The following is a 16450-nucleotide window of genomic DNA, read 5'->3' as shown; positions in this document are numbered from 1 at the left end:
TGACGACACCAGAATCCGGCGGAGGATGCGGCTTGCCGCACCGATTACCTTGTTCTTAAGCCCCCGCCTGCTCACCAGCTCAACCCGCTGGCCGATTGACGCTCAGGGTTAAGCTCGGTACTGACCACATGCCCATCCCCAAAATGGATCACCCGATCCGCCATCTTGCCGATCACCGTGTTGTGGGTGATCACCGCTGTGGTGGTTCCCAGTTCCAGGTTGACCCGTTCGATCGCCTCCAGCACCAGGATGCCCGTCTCGCTGTCCAGCGCGCCGGTGGGTTCGTCGCAGAGCAGGATGTCGGGGCGCTTGGCGATGGCCCGGGCGATGGCCACCCGCTGCTGCTCGCCGCCGGAGAGCTGGGCTGGGAAGTGGTCGAGCCGCTCACCCAGACCGACCAGGCCCAGGGCCTCCGCCGGTTGCATGGGATCGCCTGCGATCTCGGTCACCAGGGCGACGTTCTCTCGCGCCGTAAGGCTGGGGATCAGGTTGTAGAACTGGAACACGAAACCCACATGGAAGCGCCGGTAGCGGGTCAGCACCGACTCGTCACCGTCGGTGATCTCGCTGTCGCGGAAGCGCACCCGGCCGCTGCTGGGGGTATCGAGACCGCCGAGAATGTTGAGCAGGGTCGATTTGCCGCTGCCGGAAGGACCCAGCAACACAACCAACTCGCCCTCGTAGAGTGATATATCCACCCCGCGCAGGGCATGCACGTCCACCGCTCCGGTATGGTAGGTTTTGGTGAGAGACCTGCCCTCCAGGGTTGGGGTCTGTTGCTCTGCACGAATCGATGTGGACAAGACTGCTACCACTCCTTGTTGCCGGACGCATAGATACAGAGATTACAGCGATTCCATATCTCCCTTAGGGAAGTATAACCGGCAATCTACCGGTCGGATTGACTGGCAGCAATCCAGCTGCCGAATCTGATCATCCCAACTATGTTACGCAAGGGTGAGGCTTGCCGCACTGTTAAACAGTTACGGTGGCTGGTGTACCTCTTTCTCCGCCGCCCCAACAGCACGTCCGTGTGCTGACGGGGCTTTCGCGGCATCCCTGCCGCTGCTGCGAAAGAGATACACCAGCCACCTCCGTTCTGCCAGTTAGTGCGTAGGGTGCGGCTTGCCGCACCGAAACAATCTGCAAAACCGCACCGATATAGATTAAGATAAGCCTGCTACGAATGAAGACCGCAGGACGCATCTCCGCCACCTATGGGGATATAACTTTGTAGCAAACCAATAAATATATATTCGCGTTCATTCGCGGACTAAAAAAAGCATTCGCGAAAATTTGCGGTTATTCCGGTTTGGCTTCTTTCGGGGTTGCCGCGCTCGGCAGCAGATTGATCTCACCCTTTTCGCTGAAGGGCAGGGCCAGCATGCTCTCCGGTGAACTCAGGCTGCCGCTGATCTGATAATCAAAGGTCCCGCTCTGGCGGTCCTGCAGTGCGCCGAACTGTTTTATCAGGCCGAATACCGTACTGCTTAACTTAACTTCCAGCATCGATTCACTGAAACCGTCAATGGTTGCTGTCTGGTTACTGACACCCGAGGCGAACCGCTTGCCATTCAGGTCCAGGTCGAAACTCATACCGTCGATATTCAGGGCCTCCCTGGAGCGATTCTGCAAGCGGATCTTGACCAGATAGCGTTGCTCCATGAGGGTCGATTCCAGCGGTCTCAGATCGGCAATGGTGACCCTGATTCTATCCTCCTGGGGTTGCAGGGATGCGCAACCGAAAAGGGTCTGGAGCAGAAGTAATAGCAGGGTAAAAGTAGCAAGCCTGTTACGCGAATGGTTTCCTCTGTTTCTTACTGCATTCATCGTTGCGGGTCCTGTTCCGTATGTTCAATCGGTGTTGGCTCTTCCGGCTTGGTCTTTCGCCAGGAACCGAACAACAGTGTCAATAGCCCCAACAGCAGTTCGTCAACGAAAGGAATCAGATCGGGTATCAGCAGGTCGAGGGCAAACAGCGAGGCTGTGAGCAGAAACAGCTGACGGAATTTTAACCGATCGGCGTATTTCAGGAGCGCTGCGATAATGGGTATCTGAGTCATTTTGCTTGTAATGTCAGGCTATTACGTTGAGTGTGCTGGTCATGTGTGTCAATCCCTTACGGTCTCTAGAAGCAATGGTCTCTGATGCGCTTGTTTCAGTCCAGTTCAGAGTGTGAAATTGTATGGACTGAGCCTCTCTCCTGGGTGATCACCCCAGTTAACTATCATTCCAATGTGGGTAATTACTTATACGGAAAAGTAGGGTATCTACCCATAATAAACTTGATATCTTAGGGGTAATGTAAATGTGAACGTAATCACAATAATTAATATCGCATAAATTAATAAAAGAGAGCGCGCCCAACTGAGAGTCGTTCTCGAGTGGGTGAATTAACCACAATTTAAAGGGATGATGGATGGGGTGGCCGGGGTGTGTACAAACGCTTCTGCTAATGAATCGGATTTAAAGGGGTGCCTGTAGGACACTGATTGAATTTGTCAGTCAATATGTAACTGGGCTTATATTCAATGTGTCAAGGCAGGCCGATTTGTTAGCGAGTCTGTACACGCTTCGAATACTGCAATAACTATGTCTGCCAAGAGGGTAAAGGGTTGGTTTGCGCTTCTATCTGCAAATCTCCCAGTCGAGCAGGACGACTACTTTCCGGTTATGTCATTAATTTAGTTCTCTCCTTCCATCACAACCCGAATGCGATATTGCGTGTGGGTGTACTTTATACAGCATCCGGCGATATGGGGTCGTTAACAGGTTATATGGCGATCGATGGCAGACTATGATGCCGAGCTCGAAATGACCGCAAAGCAGTAACAAACGACTGAGTTAAACAAGCCTTCACTCTCTGGAGAAGCGAATGATTAACAGACTCACGATGTTGCATAGCTATGCAATGGGAATATTGATAATAATAGGGGGGTTGGTGCTACCACAGCAGGCCGACGCCGTACCTGCATTTGCCCGCCAAACAAGCATGCCCTGTAGCGCGTGCCATTTTCAACACTTTCCGGCACTCAACTCGTTTGGCAGATCGTTCCGCTCCGGCGGCTATACACTGACCGGTGGTCAAGGCATGATCGAGGGCGATGATATTTCCTTGCCGCTGATGTTGAACGCATCGGTGATAACCAAGCTGCGCTATGTGAAAAGCAATGGCAACACCAACGCCGGTAGTGACTTCGGTGTCATCGAGTGGCCCGATGAAGCAGCCCTGCTGGTGGGAGGCAAGTTGGCAAAAGATGCCGGCTTTCTCATGGAGCTGGGATTGACCGATGCCAACTCCTTTCTCTCAACCAAGGTCCATTTCAATCTGGGTAAAGCGGGGAACACCCAATTCAGCGCCATACCCTTCTCCACCGATGGACTGGGAGCGGCATATGGTTTTGAGTTATTGAATACTGGCGCTCAGCGCTCGCAACGGCCGATTGAGGAACGCAGGGGTTTCAGTGCCGCGCAGGCGTTGGGATTGGGTAGTGGCGAGGCGACCGGTATTGCTCTTGTTGCCTCGAGCCATAATTTCTTCATTAACTACACCCCCTGGGTGCCGGGTTGGGAAGAGAACAATCTCGAGGTTAAACCGTCAGGGCTGGCTCACTATCTGCGTGCCGCCTACACCCCGTTTATCGGTTCCTGGGATACTGGTTTTGGTTTCCAGCTGTGGTCGGGTGATGCTGAAGTTGCTGATGGTGCCGGTGGCGAGACGCTGATAGCAACCGACGGTTGGGTCGTTGACGGTCAGATGCAGGGGAGCGTAGGCAGCCTACCCTTGGGTATCTACGCCAGCTATGGCAGTTGTTCCTCTGATGAGTCTCATTTTCTGGAAGGCTGCACGAATACCGATGACGGTGAGGCATTCGGGATGCTTGCCCAGTTGGGCGTGTTGCCCAACAAGGCGAATATCTTTGCTGCCTATCGCACCCTGGATGACGGATCCGATGATGATTCGAAGTTTAATGCCACGACGATCGGTGCGAACTATCTATTCTCACAGAATATCCGTTTCGAAGTCTATTATGTGAAAGAGAGTGGAGATGGTGTGGATGCGCGTGGCAATGAGCGCGACAGTAAATGGCTGTTTCAGCTCTTTGCCGGTTACTAAAGGAGAATTTGCACCATGTTGAATAAACAACAGACTTATTCAGTCGTCCCGGCTGCAAGATTGCATTACCCGACACAAGTGAGGATTTACTCATGAACAGAATTGTTACTAGAATGACCAGATTCGCGGCGTGGGTGATCGCATGTGGATTGATATCAATCTCCGCTTACGCAGGCAATACTTACGAGGGTTATGCCCTGTTCAATCAGTCTTGCTTTCTCTGCCATGGTACAGATGGCAAGGGAACCGGACCACTGGCTAAAAAACTCGATGTCTCCCCTGCAGACTTGACCGATGGTGATGGTGGTGTTTCAGACATATCGGACCGACAGCTGTTTGGTATGATCCAGGGCACTGTGAAACACGGTTCGGGGACCAGCGCCATGCCCCAGTGGGGATTGGCCATGCCGGGCAATCAAATCGAATCCATTGTCTCCTTCATACGTTTCTTACAAAAGTCGAAGCACCCCCTGTTAGGTGACCCGCGGGTGGGTAAACGGGTTTATGAAGATAACTGCGCTGCCTGTCATGGTCGATCAGGAAAGGGTGACGGTCCCCTGGCAGCGGTGTTGGACTTGAAAGCGATGGACCATACCAACGGTGCTGAATTGAACAAGCATCCAAACTCTCATCTGATCGAGATTGTAACTTTTGGAACGCCAGGGAAATCATTGATGCCCGGTTGGAAGGAAATGCTTACCCAAGATGAGATCATAGGGGTGATCAGTTATCTGCGTCTGCTACCAAATTACTAAAAGGTAAAACAATAAAAATAGGGTGGGGGCCGCTGCCATCAGGCAGCGGCTTTTTTTATCCGCTTACAATGCATCGAGAATCCTTTTGCGGGCTTGTCGATACTCCTCTTCTGTGATCAGGCCCTCTTGTCTGAGGTTATCGATACGAATCAGACGCTGCTTAATCGAATTCTCAATCGGCACCTTGTTGGTATCGGCCTTTTCAGTCTCTGGTAAATCTTGTTGAGTAGGGCTGAAACCAGCCGGGGGTTCATGATTTTGCGGTGAATCGGAACTCTTAACCGCTGTTGCACTCTCTTGTTGTGATGTCGTCGGGTGAGTGGTTGCTGCAGCGGGGGGCATAGGCTGTTTGGCTGAGATGTTCGGGGTTCCACTACAGTTGAGTTTGACTGACAAGCCTGTGTTGAAGTCCTGATAGTGGATACGTTTTTTGAGATCTTGACACCCTGCCTTTTTGATCAACAGGGTCCCGTACATCTGTTGGTTGCCGGCATCGTAACCCGTGGGGTAGAGCTGCTGTTGGGAAATTGTGGCTGGCGTTTCACCGATCGCTTTTCCCATGATGTAGATTCTGGCGCCACTGGGTTCAGTTGTAACTTTTAGAGGCATGTCACCCGATACCCCGCCAATACCGCTGCAAGCGGAGAGCAAGGGTAGACAGGCAGTGATACAGATTACACCCTTGATATCCGGGATTAGATGTTTCCCCATTTCACACCCTCTTTATTAAGATTCTTATTTAAAATTCACCGCACTATAAGTCAAGTCCTGGCAAAAGGCACGTTCAGCAGGTGCTGAGTGGACCCTTAACGCTTAATTAAATCTTAACTACTTGATCACACTTTAGATTATTGAACACTACTTTTAAGTCTGGTTTAAGAATGGGCGACTAGTTTGTAATTCATAAAGATGAGAACAATCTGACAACAGTAGCGACTGTGTACTCAGAATCGTTATCCGGATAGTGACTCTGGCACTGGATATGACGGTTACACGGTGTTTATGGAGAAAATCACTACTGGTTAGGGATTATTTATTTATTCGGGCAATATTCACAGCCCATTTTAGATTACTAATGACTTGAAATGTTACAAGTCGATATGAGTTTTTATAACTCTGGAGGTTTGAAATGAAGATTATGATGCAGTTCTTAACATCTTCTTTAACAGTACTAACGATGTTGTTTCTGTCTCTACAGGCAACAGCTGACGAGAGAGCCATGCCCGCCGATGGTATGACCCTGGCCTCATCCGGCTTGGATGATACGCTGGTTATCGTGAATAAGATCGTGGGAGTCGATGCCAAGGGTAATCAGCATATCCTCTATAACGAAGAGGATGGCCGGGTGTATCGTCTGGATAATATCGAGCAGGCGATTCACGATATGAATGCCAAGGGTATAGGTTCGAAGGGAACCTTCTGGTCACTGCAAGCGGTGTTGAGCGATACCGTCTATTTGATCGGTGAGAACAGCAATCCCTATCCGGCCCGGCGGACTGAGACAAGGATCCCGGAGAATCTGCCGCTGGCGGTGGAAAATCTGCGCGTGACCAAAGACAGAGTTATCGCTATCTACACCACTAATTGCGACAATAATTCTATTTGATATTCAACTGACCCTGGCTGACTGATTTGCCCTATGGCGAATCAGTCAGTGTATAGGGTCTGGCATTGCAGAAATGGCTGAGTATTAGAAAGTTATGGCTAGCCCCTATCAATTGGCTTTGGATCGGTGGTGGTCAACAATCCCTGTCGGCGCTAACCAGTCTGAGTCTGAACTCTGGCGATAGTCTCATACTTGTCATCGTTCTTTGAGCGAGACTGGCACCTTAGAAAGTCAGCGAACATTTTATCACTGTAGATCACATGATTGATCTGCCAGTGTTTGAGTGCAGTCAGGGTTTCAAGGGAGAAAGGCTTGCTGCCTGCTTCGATCTCTCGAATATATGCCTGCAGCTCAGCCATGAGCAAGCGATGTTCGCGATGGTGTTCGGCAAGCCCAGGATAGTCGTGTGCCTGCATCGACGCCTCTTCACCCTGAAAGTGACGGCGTGCCAGTTCCGCCAGGTCAGAGAGCTGGCGGCTGACTTGGTCCATGTTTCTGCATTGACCCTCTTCTATGTCATGGGTAATTACCAGGTGTAGGTCATTCAGGGCGTCGGCCAGTTCCAGATGCTGCTCGTCCATATTTTGTAATCCGAGCAGCCAATCATCGCGCCAAAACAGAAAGGGTTTCATTATAGAGATCTCCATATCAAGACAGTATCAATACGGGATTCGACTTCAGGCTATTCTCTGCCCTCGTCAAGGCCTCCCAAGGGGTATGTATCTAGTCTAGGTCGTTATTAAATTGGAGTCATTCGCAAGAGGGCGCGACAATACCAGAAACAGCAAAATATTGCAGTCCAAGACCTGGAAATATGAACTGGATTACATTTTTCGACGCCGTATCCCAAGATGCAACGATTGCTTGCCAAATTTTTTGCTCACTGCATCCATTGTTCGGTAGAGATGATCCTGTTTGGGCTCGGGTTCTGATGTGATTTCATCAAATAGTTCTCCTTGCTCCGCCACACTGGAGCTATCCTCATCCCAACCACTGATACCCAAGCCTACCAGTCGCACTGGCCGTCCTCGCCACAGACCGGCCTGGTAGAGTGCCCAGGCCTGTTGGAAGATCTCCCGGTCCACCGATGTTGGTGTGCTCAGGGTTCGGCTTCTGGTATGTGTCTCGAAGCCGCGAAAGCGGATCTTTAGCGTCACCACACCTCCCTTGCGACCCTCCTGGCGGGCGATATAGCCCACCTCCTGGGCTGCCCAGTGGAGGGTGTCGCGCACTATCTCCGGGTCGGTTATGTCCTGGTTGAAGGTGGTCTCCTTGGAGATTGACTTGCGCTCGGTAAAGCGTTGGATTGTGTCAGAGGCAATGCCACAGGCCTGGGCATGGATTTTCGTACCGGCCAGGTCCCCCAGGTGGCGGCGTAAATCCAACAGGGATAGTCGACGAACGTCAGCCACGCTGCGCAGGCCGAGACGTTGCAGGATCGGTGCGCTCTTTGTCCCCAATCCGCGTAACACTGTCAGGGGTTGGGGATCGAGAAATGCTTGCACCTGGTCCGCCAGTACGATGGTCAGGCCGTCTGGTTTTTGGTACTCGGAGGCGAGTTTGGCGATCAGGCGGTTGGGGCCGATCCCCACCGACGCTGTCAATCCCACACTCTCCAGGATAAGGGCTTTGGCCTGGCGTCCTATGACATCTGGGGAGCCGATCAGACGCTGCATGCCCGAGATATCCAGAAAAGCCTCATCCACAGAGACCTTCTCTACCACCGGGGAGATACTCTCCAAGGCTGCCATGATCTGTTGCGAGACCTCAGCATAGCGGTCCATGCTTGGACGCAGGTAGACTGTCTCCGGCGGTAAGCGTCGGGCAGCCTCACCGATCGGCATCGCCGAGCGTACGCCATAGCGTCGCGCCTCGTAGGAACAGGTGGCAACCACGCCACGTTTACCCGGTTGCGCACCCACCACCAGCGGGCGCCCTTGATACTCAGGATGGTCTCGCTGCTCAATGGATGCAAAAAAGGCATCCAGGTCGATATGCATGATCAGACGTTGGGTCATGGTTTGTAGTATATAAAGACGATCTGCATGATCAATTCGTGTCGCTCAATTTAGGCGTTATCAATCGATCGGTTTATGGGAGTATTTAGAATCTAATCTCTAACGCCACCGGTTTAATGATATCACCCTTGTTTACATAGGCTTGATTGCGGCCTGCGTCCTTGGCCGCGTAGAGGGCCTTGTCGGCATGGCCGAGCAGGGTGTTGAGATCGTCTCCAGGGTGGTCATCCATACAAGCAAGGCCGATGCTTATGGTGACCTCGATCCCGACAGGATCGAGTTCCTCCACTGCTATACGCAGATCCTCGGCTCGCACTGGCGTTTCGTCACCATGAGTGACGACGACAAATTCCTCACCGCCAAAGCGGGCAGACAAGCTATCGCTGAAGCGGAGGTTCAGGAGTTTACCCATTGCCATCAGGACCTGATCTCCCATCAGATGACCCTTTGTGTCGTTGATGTGTTTGAAGTGATCCAGATCGATGATCAATACCCAACCGTTTGGGGCACTGGTGAGAAAACGCTGGCCTTCTTCGAGTAAATAGAGTCGGTTACGGGTGCCTGTAAGAGTGTCGGTAGTGGCAATTCTCTCCATGTTCGCCGTTTGCTGAAGCAGGGCGTCATACTGGTATTTGACCAGCAGCAATGCACGAACCCGAGCCATCACAACCTCCTCCACCAGGGGCTTGATGACAAAGTCGTTGGCGCCGGCGCTAAATACCTCCACCTGGGTGTTTGCTTCCTCATTGCCGGTAGTGACCAGTACCGGTAGCTGCTGCTGCGAGTAGCGTAGGCGTACGCGTAAAAAGTAGAGCAGATCGCCACCGGTCATCTCACCCTTCAGATGAAAATCGGTGATCACCAGGTCAAAGCCTTTTTCATGCTCGGCATGGGATTTTTCGAGCAGTGATTGAGCGGTTTCCACGGAGGTGACGTGAACCACCTCCATACCATGCTGTTCCATCATCTGTCGGGTTACCTTGGAGACAGTCTTGCTGTCCTCGATATAGAGGATGCGGCCGCAGAGGTCTGGATTGTGTTCCAGGAACGATTTGATGAACTGGCCGAAAGCCTTGAAACCGAGTGCCTTATCAAAGTAGTCGGTAACCCCGGCATTGAAGCCTTCGTGCAGCAGGCGTTGGTCGGCATCTGAGGAGACAACGATGACCGGGGCGTAACGGTGGCGCTTGCTGGAGCGGATGTTGCGGCAGAAGTCCAAACCGTCCATGTCCGGCAGGAGTAGCGCGGTGGTGATTAACGAATAGCGTTCCTGCTGCATACGTTGCAGGGCCTCGGTGGCGCTGGCGCAGCTGGTGATATCAATCCCAGGCATGGCACTCTGTAAGCGCCGGGTTAATACCTCACGGGCGGCGCTGGAGCTATCCACTAGCATGATTCTGTTGCCCATACTTCACTCGCAATCCTAGGTCGAAAAGTTTATTACTTGGTTACTACTCATAGAGTGTACAACATTGGCATTAACAGTGGGTTGGTAGTGGCAGAGGTGCTATGAGTCACGACCCGATTTAGGTTAGACCTGAAGTGGGTCCGATAGACTAAACTAGAGAATATGGATATCGGCTGGTCAGAATCATGTCACTGAGCAACGAGCTGGACAAAGTTTTTTTAGATGATCTAAAGCCGCTCCAAGGCGTCCCTGAGCAAACCAGACTTCGCCTGTTACGTGTGGTCGTTGTCGGCATTATTGGAATCAGCTATTTGCTGGATGCCATTCTGCTGTTCCTCTTTACCCTTACCGATACCATTTATATCCATGTGCCGCTCTATTATGGGCTGGCCGGCCTGGGACATGTGTTGACTTTTAGTTCATTGCACTGGAGTGGTTTCAGTGAACGTTTTGAAAATCCCCACATGACTTTGTGGCAGATGGTCTACGCTATCTGTACCGTGGTATTGGGGCTCATGTTAGCGCCTCAAATATCCATTTTCTTTCTTGGGCATTTAATCGTGATATTCACTTTCGGTGCCTTGAGAATCCGCTTGTTTGAGTTGATCTCGGTTTGGCTTGTCACTGCAATCGCTATCTCCCTGGCCATCGTCTTCAATCACAACGCGGTGCCCACCCTGATTTATGACGAACTGATAGTGTCTCTGCTTGTCATGGTCAGTTTTTCCCTTTTTCTGTTGCGTGCCATCGCTATTGGCTATTATGGTTACACGATGCTCATACGTATGTTCAATAAAAGACGCATATTTGAGAACGAGGCATCTCATGACGTCTTGACGGGTATTTACAATCGGCGAAATCTTAGAGCCATCCTTGCGGAGCAGTTCAGTCTCCATTCACGCAAGGCGATCCCTTGTTCCTTGGCAATGATAGACGTCGATCATTTCAAGCTTATCAATGACGGTTTTGGGCATGTGGGTGGTGATGAAGTACTCAAGGGATTGGTTGGGCTGCTTCGGCATGAGATACGTGAATCTGACAAGTTGATTCGTTATGGTGGTGAGGAATTTATTATTATCATGGCGGCTACTAATCTGTCTGAGGCCGAAATTCATCTCGAACGTATTCGTAAATGCGTTGAACAGTTTCATTGTGAAGTGCTTCCCGATGATTTTTCCCTGACCATTTCAATTGGCCTTACGGAAATGATGGAGCAGGATCAATCTGATGACCTGATTGGTCGTGCGGATTCCGCGCTCTATACAGCCAAGCGAGCGGGTAGGAACCGGACTGTGGTTCAAATAGATAATTTGACAGAAGATCATAAGCCGGTCTTTGGCGAATAGATTGTAAAAAAACGATCCCTGTCTGAACCGGTCCATCTATCTCAGTGCTAAGCTGCTTTCACTCAACGCAGTGAGTAATTGATAGGTATGGTGAACTCCCATTCATCGCGTTCCAGTTCCTCGGGAAACGGCAGCCTGCCGCTGATTTTCTCCACTGCGCTACGGGCGGCCTTGTCGAGCAATCGGCTGCCCGAGCTTTCGACGATGCGTAAGGCTTCGATGACACCATCCCGGCGGATGATGAAACCCACCAGCACCTCACCCTCTTGACGCAGGCGCACGGCCCGGCGTGGGTAACCCTTGTTACGCTCTATAGCCTTGCGCAGCATGGCCTTGTACTCCGCCTCCAGGCGTCGGATCAAGCCCACATCTACAGCGGGCACTACCGGTGGAGGGGGCTGTTTCACGGGTTCAACAGTTTTCTCAACTGGCGGCGGCTCAGGTTTTGGCTGCGGTTTCGGTTTCGGTTGTGGCTTGGGCTTGGGTTTAGGTTTCGGCTTTGGCTTCGGTTTGGGCTTGGGTGGTGGTGGCTCGACCACCTCGGGCTCGGGTTCGGGCTCTGGTTCTACCTCCACAACAGGTTCCGGCTCTGGCTCGGGTGGCGGAGGAGGTGGGGATTGAAACATCTCCAGGCTCACCGCCAGGCGGGTATCCTGTGGAGTGTCGCTTGGCAACTGGGCGACGCCGGTCAACACCAGCGCCAGCAGCCCCAGATGGATCAGGGCGGAGATCAGAAATGCCGGCGTATGGGTACTCATTAATTGCCGCGTGCAACGATAGATAGGGTCTCCAGTTTGTTCGCCTTGAGCAGATCGATGACCGTCACGAATCGCTCGAATCGTACCGTCTTGTCCACATAGAGGACTACCGGGGTCCGCTCAATGAGGAGACTGAGATGTTCCCCAAGGGCATCCTTATCCACCGCGGCCTGGTTGAAATAGAGCTGCTCCTGGGCGTCGATGGCGATCTCCACACCCTCGATATCGCTGAGGGATTCAGCATGTTCCGCCTCGGCCAGATCGAGGTTTATCCTGCCCTGGTAGATAAAGGTCGCGGTGGTCAACACGATCGCCAGCAACACCAGCATGATGTCGATGAAGGGGATGACGTTGACCGTGTCGATGCGTTTCATGATCCCTGCATCCGCTTCCAGCGTTCGGTCAGCACATCCACTTTGCGCAGCAGGGCGTTGTAGAAGAGGATCGCCGGAATCGCCACCACCAGGCCCATGGCAGTGGCCTTCAGCGCCAGGGCCAGGCCGAGCATGATTGTCGACGGTTCGATATCGCCTCCCTGACCCAGATCGTAGAAGGTGATCAGGATCCCCATCACGGTACCGAGCAGGCCTATGTAAGGTGCGTTGGCACCGATCGAGGCGATGGTGGTCAAGTGTGCGGTGAGTGTGATATTCAGGGTATCGGCATGCTCGTAATCCGAGAGCGCTATCCGGGCGAAGAAGATATAGCGTTCAATCACGAACCAGACCATGACAAAGCTCATCAGGCCAAGCAGGCCAAAGACAAAGATATCGAGATACTGTTTTATAAACTCCACGTAGCCTCCGACTGACATCCCGGAAAAAACACGGGCCGGGATCATATTTGGATGATGCCTGATTGTAGACCCTAAGGTCTACTCACCCAAAACGATCTGCCGGCCCATACCGAGGATATAAACCTTTATTCTTCCTGATCGATACTCCTTTCCCTTGCTAATCTCGGGGTAGGTTTATGAACCCCATCCGAAACCTTGCGGTATAAACCCTCTCCATCTTTGGACACACAATATTGGCATGGTCTATACAGGCCCTAATAGAACTTGTAGCTGAGTCCAGCCCAGAACGCCCGTGGCGAGCCGGGTGAGAGAAAACGGGGGTTTTCATAATCGTCACCCAGCACCTCGTCGGCCTCGCCGTAGAGACCGAAGGTCTCGTACTCCCTGTCGAACAGGTTATCCACCTTAGCGAACAGCTTGAGGTTGTCGCTGGCCTGATACTCACCCCGCAGATTGATCAGGCTGTAGCCGTCGATCTCATCATCCAGATTGGCCTCATCGCCCCGCAGCACGATGTCCGAGCTGTACTGGAGATCGGCGCCGAGGGAGAACTTGGGGGTCATCTGGTATGTCACGCCGGCTTTGAGCAGGTTCTCCGGCAGTCCCGGCAGACGATCCCCGGATTCCACTGCGAGTTCGCCATCCACCGCGAAGGGGTTGTTGGGACTGGCGATGTTCAGATTCTCCTCGAATGTCGCCTTGAGACGGGTGTAACTGAGGAACCAGTCGAGGCGGTTGTCCACCAGGCTGCCGTTGAGGCTGAGTTCGAGACCCTGGCGTCGGGTCTCGCCCACATTGTCGAAGTAGCCCTCGTTGGTGAGTGCACCGGCGCTGATGAAGAGGATGTCATCCTCATTGGTGGTCTGGAACAGACCCACATGCCAGTTCATTCCAGGGATGGAACCCCTCAGGCCGGCCTCCCAGGTCTTTGCCACCACCTGTTCCAGGGGCGGATCGGAGAGGAAGGCGTTGGGCAGACGGCAGGGATCCTCCGGATCGGCGCAGGTCAGCTCCATGGCGGTGGGGGCGCGATTCGATTCGCTGTAGCCGGCGTAGAGGTTGACCCCCTGGTTGAGGTCGTAGGCGAGACCCAGGGCCGGATTGAAACGGGTGAAGCTGTGGTCACCGTTCAGCGCCGTGCCCAGCTGATCGCGCAGCTCGATTTCGGTCTTGTTCCAGCGACCGGAGAGGGTCAGCGCCAGCTGTTCGGTCACCGACCAGGTGTCGGTGAAGTAGAAGGAGAGGTTCTTGGTCTCGGTCTCCACCTCGGTGAAGCTCTCCTCCACGAAGATGCCGCTGCCGGTGGCCCGACGGCTGTCGTCGAGGCTGCCGAGTTCAGTGTCGGAGGAGAAATCCACCTCGCTGCGATCCGCCGCGATGCCGACGATGAGTTGGTTGTCCCGATCGCCGAGGGGCTGCAGAAAGGCCGTCTGCAGGCTCAGGCCGAAGGTGTCCTGATCGCTCTCGGAGCGGTTCACGGTGCCACCCTCCAGATCATCGTCCGCCACCACGGGATTGCCATCCTGGTCGAACACAACCTCCTCCTCTTCCCCTTCCTCTTCTTCACAGATAAAGCCTTCGTTCTCCGCCTCTTCACACTCTTCAAAGTCGGAGTCATCGCCGTTGAGGGTGTCGATCTGACTGTTGCGGAAAAAGATCGCACCCTCCAACACAATCTCGTCACCCAGGGCATGCTGACCACCCAGGCGTAGCAGGGTCGCCTCCTGTTCGGTGATGTCGGGACGGGTGAAGATCGCCTCCCGATCCTCCTCCAGCAGATCCTCCGGTAAGGCCCCGTTGCCGATCAGCTCGCTGTCGCTGAGGCTCAGGGTCAGGTCGAGGGAGCTGGCTTCACCCTGCCAGCCCAGGCTGCCGAAGAGCTGTTTCGATTCCGATGGGGAGTAGTCCCGCCAGCCATCCTCGTCGAAGTAGTTGCCGGTGATGAAATAACCAAGGTTATCCTCACTGCCGCCGATGCTGGCCTGGGCCGTGTAACGACCGAAGGAGCCACCCGAAAGCTCCACCTCCGCGCCCGGGTGGGTGAAACCGTTTTTGGTCTTCACCGAGAGGGCGCCGCCCAGGGTATTGAGTCCGAACAGGGGATTGGAGCCTGCCATCAGGTTGACCCCGGCGATGGCCGACTCGGGGATCACCGACCAGTTGACGGTGTCGCCGAAGGGTTCGTTGATACGCACCCCGTCCATGTAGACCGACATACCCTGGGGCAGTCCGATCAGCGGCGAGGCGACAAAGCCCCGGTAGAGCAGATCCGGTTGCAGGGGATTGTTCTGGGCCTCGTTGAGAAAGACACTGCCGAAACGCTGGTTGAGAAACTCCGAAAGGTCGAGGCTCTGCTGTTTCTCTATATCCTTGTCGCTAGCGGTCTCGGTATGCATCGGCAACTGGTTGCGTTCGATCTCGACCCCATGCAAGGGTGTGGTGCTGATCACGTCGATGGCAGGTAAGCGCTCATCCGCCCACCCCGTCCCGGAGCCAGATAGGACGAGGGAGGCGGAGAACAGCAACCGCATAGGATTTAATTGTTGTTGTAAAACTGCAGGCATGGTCGTTTTCTCTCTTTGTTTCAACTGCTTTGAGAGAAGTTATATGCGTTCCGCGTCCTGAGTTGAAGAGGAGCATTTCTCGGGATTTCGGGAAATCTTCCCGTACCAAATCAGAACAATTTTGAACAGTGTCACGCGTGACACTGGCAAGCATTGGGTCTGTATCTGAACAAGCGTAGGGTGCGGCTTGCCGCACCGTTAACCTAAATATGCTCGTGCCATGTCTATGTTCATGGTGCGGCAAGCCGCACCCTACGCATTAAATAAACATTTGCGTTCATTGCGGACAAATCAAAACTATTCACTCACTGGATCGATGATCCCGTGCCGAATCGCAAGGTGCACCAGCTCGGTGGTGGTCTTTACGTTGAGCTTGGTCTTGATCTGGGTGGTGTAGTTGGCCACGGTCTTGTAGCTCAGGGCCAATTCACTGGCGGTCTCTGTCGGGGTCCTGCCGTGGGCCAGGAGGTTGAAGATCTGAAATTCCCGGGTGGTCAGGCAATCGAAAACCTCGCCACCACCACCGGCCCGGCGCAGGGCCAGATTCTGCGCCAGCTCGTGATCGATGAAGGCTTGGCCCGATGCCACCGCACGGATGGCATCGACCATGATCTCCGCGGCGCTGTTCTTGGTGATATAACCCCGTGCCCCTGCTGCCAGGGCCTTCTCCACGAAGGCCGTGTCGTCATGCATGCTGAACACCAGGATTGCCGCCTCACTGTCCCGGGCAATGATGCGGCGGGTTGCTTCCAGACCGCCGATGCCCGGCAGGGACAGATCCATCACCACCACGTCGGGCAGCAATTCGGCAAAGCGCTGACAGGCCTCTTCCCCTCGTTCCGCTTCGGCAACGACCTTAATGTCAGGTACGCCGTCCAGCAGGGTGCGGTAGCCCGCGCGCACCACGGCGTGATCGTCAACCAACAGTACCCGGATTGGATTCATACACATTAACCTGATTGCCCGCGTTACTCAGCCATTGCATCAGCGGAGATACTAAAAACGCATACCTTTATATCGGCTTCCATGATGCTCATGACACCCTTCCCATGGCTGAGTATGGTAGGTGGTCAGGAAAACCT

Annotated in this window: 16 protein-coding genes; 4 read left to right on the top strand and 12 right to left on the bottom strand. The window is 53.4% G+C overall.

What is annotated here, in order from left to right:
• Positions 1–71: 71 nt before the first annotated feature.
• From R2K28_RS17365 to R2K28_RS17355, 3 genes are all read right to left on the bottom strand, one after another.
• On the bottom strand, positions 72–803 hold the full coding sequence (locus R2K28_RS17365) for an ABC transporter ATP-binding protein (protein WP_316366432.1): 732 nt from the start codon (positions 801–803) through the stop codon (positions 72–74).
• A gap of 499 nt (positions 804–1302) precedes the next feature.
• Entirely contained in the window at positions 1303–1830 is a 528-nt protein-coding gene (locus R2K28_RS17360; RefSeq protein ID WP_316366430.1) for an LEA type 2 family protein, read from the bottom strand.
• Positions 1827–2063 carry a DUF6116 family protein gene (locus R2K28_RS17355; RefSeq protein WP_316366429.1) on the bottom strand — a complete coding sequence of 79 codons (237 nt, stop codon included), beginning with the start codon at positions 2061–2063 and terminating at the stop codon, positions 1827–1829. Before R2K28_RS17355 ends, R2K28_RS17360 begins: the two co-directional genes overlap by 4 nt.
• An 812-nt stretch (positions 2064–2875) precedes the next feature.
• Between R2K28_RS17355 and R2K28_RS17350 the strand changes: the two genes are divergently transcribed.
• Both R2K28_RS17350 and R2K28_RS17345 read left to right on the top strand, forming a co-directional pair.
• The gene (locus R2K28_RS17350; RefSeq protein ID WP_316366428.1) at positions 2876–4117 is read left to right on the top strand and encodes a hypothetical protein; all 1242 of its coding nucleotides are present in this window, start codon (positions 2876–2878) and stop codon (positions 4115–4117) included.
• A 92-nt stretch (positions 4118–4209) separates the two neighbouring features.
• Positions 4210–4872, top strand: coding sequence for a c-type cytochrome (locus R2K28_RS17345; RefSeq protein ID WP_316366425.1), 663 nt, complete (start codon positions 4210–4212; stop codon positions 4870–4872).
• A 63-nt stretch (positions 4873–4935) separates the two neighbouring features.
• Here the strand turns inward: R2K28_RS17345 and R2K28_RS17340 are convergent, their stop codons facing one another.
• Entirely contained in the window at positions 4936–5583 is a 648-nt protein-coding gene (locus R2K28_RS17340; RefSeq protein WP_316366424.1) for a PEGA domain-containing protein, read from the bottom strand.
• A gap of 466 nt (positions 5584–6049) precedes the next feature.
• On the opposite strand from R2K28_RS17340, the gene R2K28_RS17335 reads away from it, so the two are divergent.
• Positions 6050–6478: a hypothetical protein gene (locus R2K28_RS17335; RefSeq protein WP_316366423.1), complete on the top strand. Its 429-nt coding sequence runs from the start codon at positions 6050–6052 to the stop codon at positions 6476–6478.
• 152 nt (positions 6479–6630) lie between these two features.
• On the opposite strand, the gene R2K28_RS17330 is transcribed toward R2K28_RS17335, so the two are convergent.
• The 3 genes from R2K28_RS17330 to R2K28_RS17320 all read right to left on the bottom strand — a co-directional run bounded on the left by R2K28_RS17330 (position 6631) and on the right by R2K28_RS17320 (position 9889).
• Positions 6631–7110, bottom strand: a complete 480-nt coding sequence (locus tag R2K28_RS17330) for a bacteriohemerythrin (RefSeq protein WP_316366421.1) — start codon at positions 7108–7110, stop codon at positions 6631–6633.
• A 192-nt stretch (positions 7111–7302) separates the two neighbouring features.
• Positions 7303–8496, bottom strand: coding sequence for a DNA polymerase IV (gene dinB, locus R2K28_RS17325; RefSeq protein ID WP_316366420.1), 1194 nt, complete (start codon positions 8494–8496; stop codon positions 7303–7305).
• 85 nt (positions 8497–8581) lie between these two features.
• A complete protein-coding gene (locus tag R2K28_RS17320) occupies positions 8582–9889 on the bottom strand; it encodes a response regulator (RefSeq protein ID WP_316366418.1) in 1308 nt (435 codons plus the stop codon).
• Between the two features lie 200 nt (positions 9890–10089).
• Here R2K28_RS17320 and R2K28_RS17315 point away from each other — a divergent pair, with 200 nt between their 5' ends.
• Entirely contained in the window at positions 10090–11250 is a 1161-nt protein-coding gene (locus tag R2K28_RS17315) for a GGDEF domain-containing protein (protein ID WP_316366417.1), read from the top strand.
• Between the two features lie 62 nt (positions 11251–11312).
• Here the strand turns inward: R2K28_RS17315 and R2K28_RS17310 are convergent, their stop codons facing one another.
• From R2K28_RS17310 to R2K28_RS17290, 5 genes are all read right to left on the bottom strand, one after another.
• Positions 11313–12008 (bottom strand): energy transducer TonB, encoded by a 696-nt coding sequence (locus tag R2K28_RS17310; protein WP_316366416.1) that lies wholly within the window; start codon positions 12006–12008, stop codon positions 11313–11315.
• The gene (locus tag R2K28_RS17305) at positions 12008–12382 is read right to left on the bottom strand and encodes a biopolymer transporter ExbD (RefSeq protein ID WP_316366415.1); all 375 of its coding nucleotides are present in this window, start codon (positions 12380–12382) and stop codon (positions 12008–12010) included. The genes R2K28_RS17310 and R2K28_RS17305 overlap by 1 nt, the downstream gene beginning before the upstream one ends.
• Positions 12379–12804, bottom strand: coding sequence for a TonB-system energizer ExbB (gene exbB / locus R2K28_RS17300; RefSeq protein WP_316366413.1), 426 nt, complete (start codon positions 12802–12804; stop codon positions 12379–12381). The genes R2K28_RS17305 and exbB overlap by 4 nt, the downstream gene beginning before the upstream one ends.
• Positions 12805–13058: 254 nt before the next feature.
• Complete coding sequence (locus R2K28_RS17295) at positions 13059–15368, bottom strand: TonB-dependent receptor (RefSeq protein ID WP_316366412.1); 2310 nt, start codon at positions 15366–15368, stop codon at positions 13059–13061.
• A gap of 297 nt (positions 15369–15665) precedes the next feature.
• Positions 15666–16313, bottom strand: a complete 648-nt coding sequence (locus tag R2K28_RS17290; RefSeq protein ID WP_316366411.1) for a response regulator transcription factor — start codon at positions 16311–16313, stop codon at positions 15666–15668.
• Between the last annotated feature and the right edge of the window lie 137 nt (positions 16314–16450).

It is taken from the genome of Candidatus Thiodiazotropha sp. CDECU1 (assembly GCF_963455295.1).
Lineage (GTDB): Bacteria > Pseudomonadota > Gammaproteobacteria > Chromatiales > Chromatiaceae > Thiodiazotropha.
This window is presented reverse-complemented; position numbering and strand designations above follow the sequence as displayed.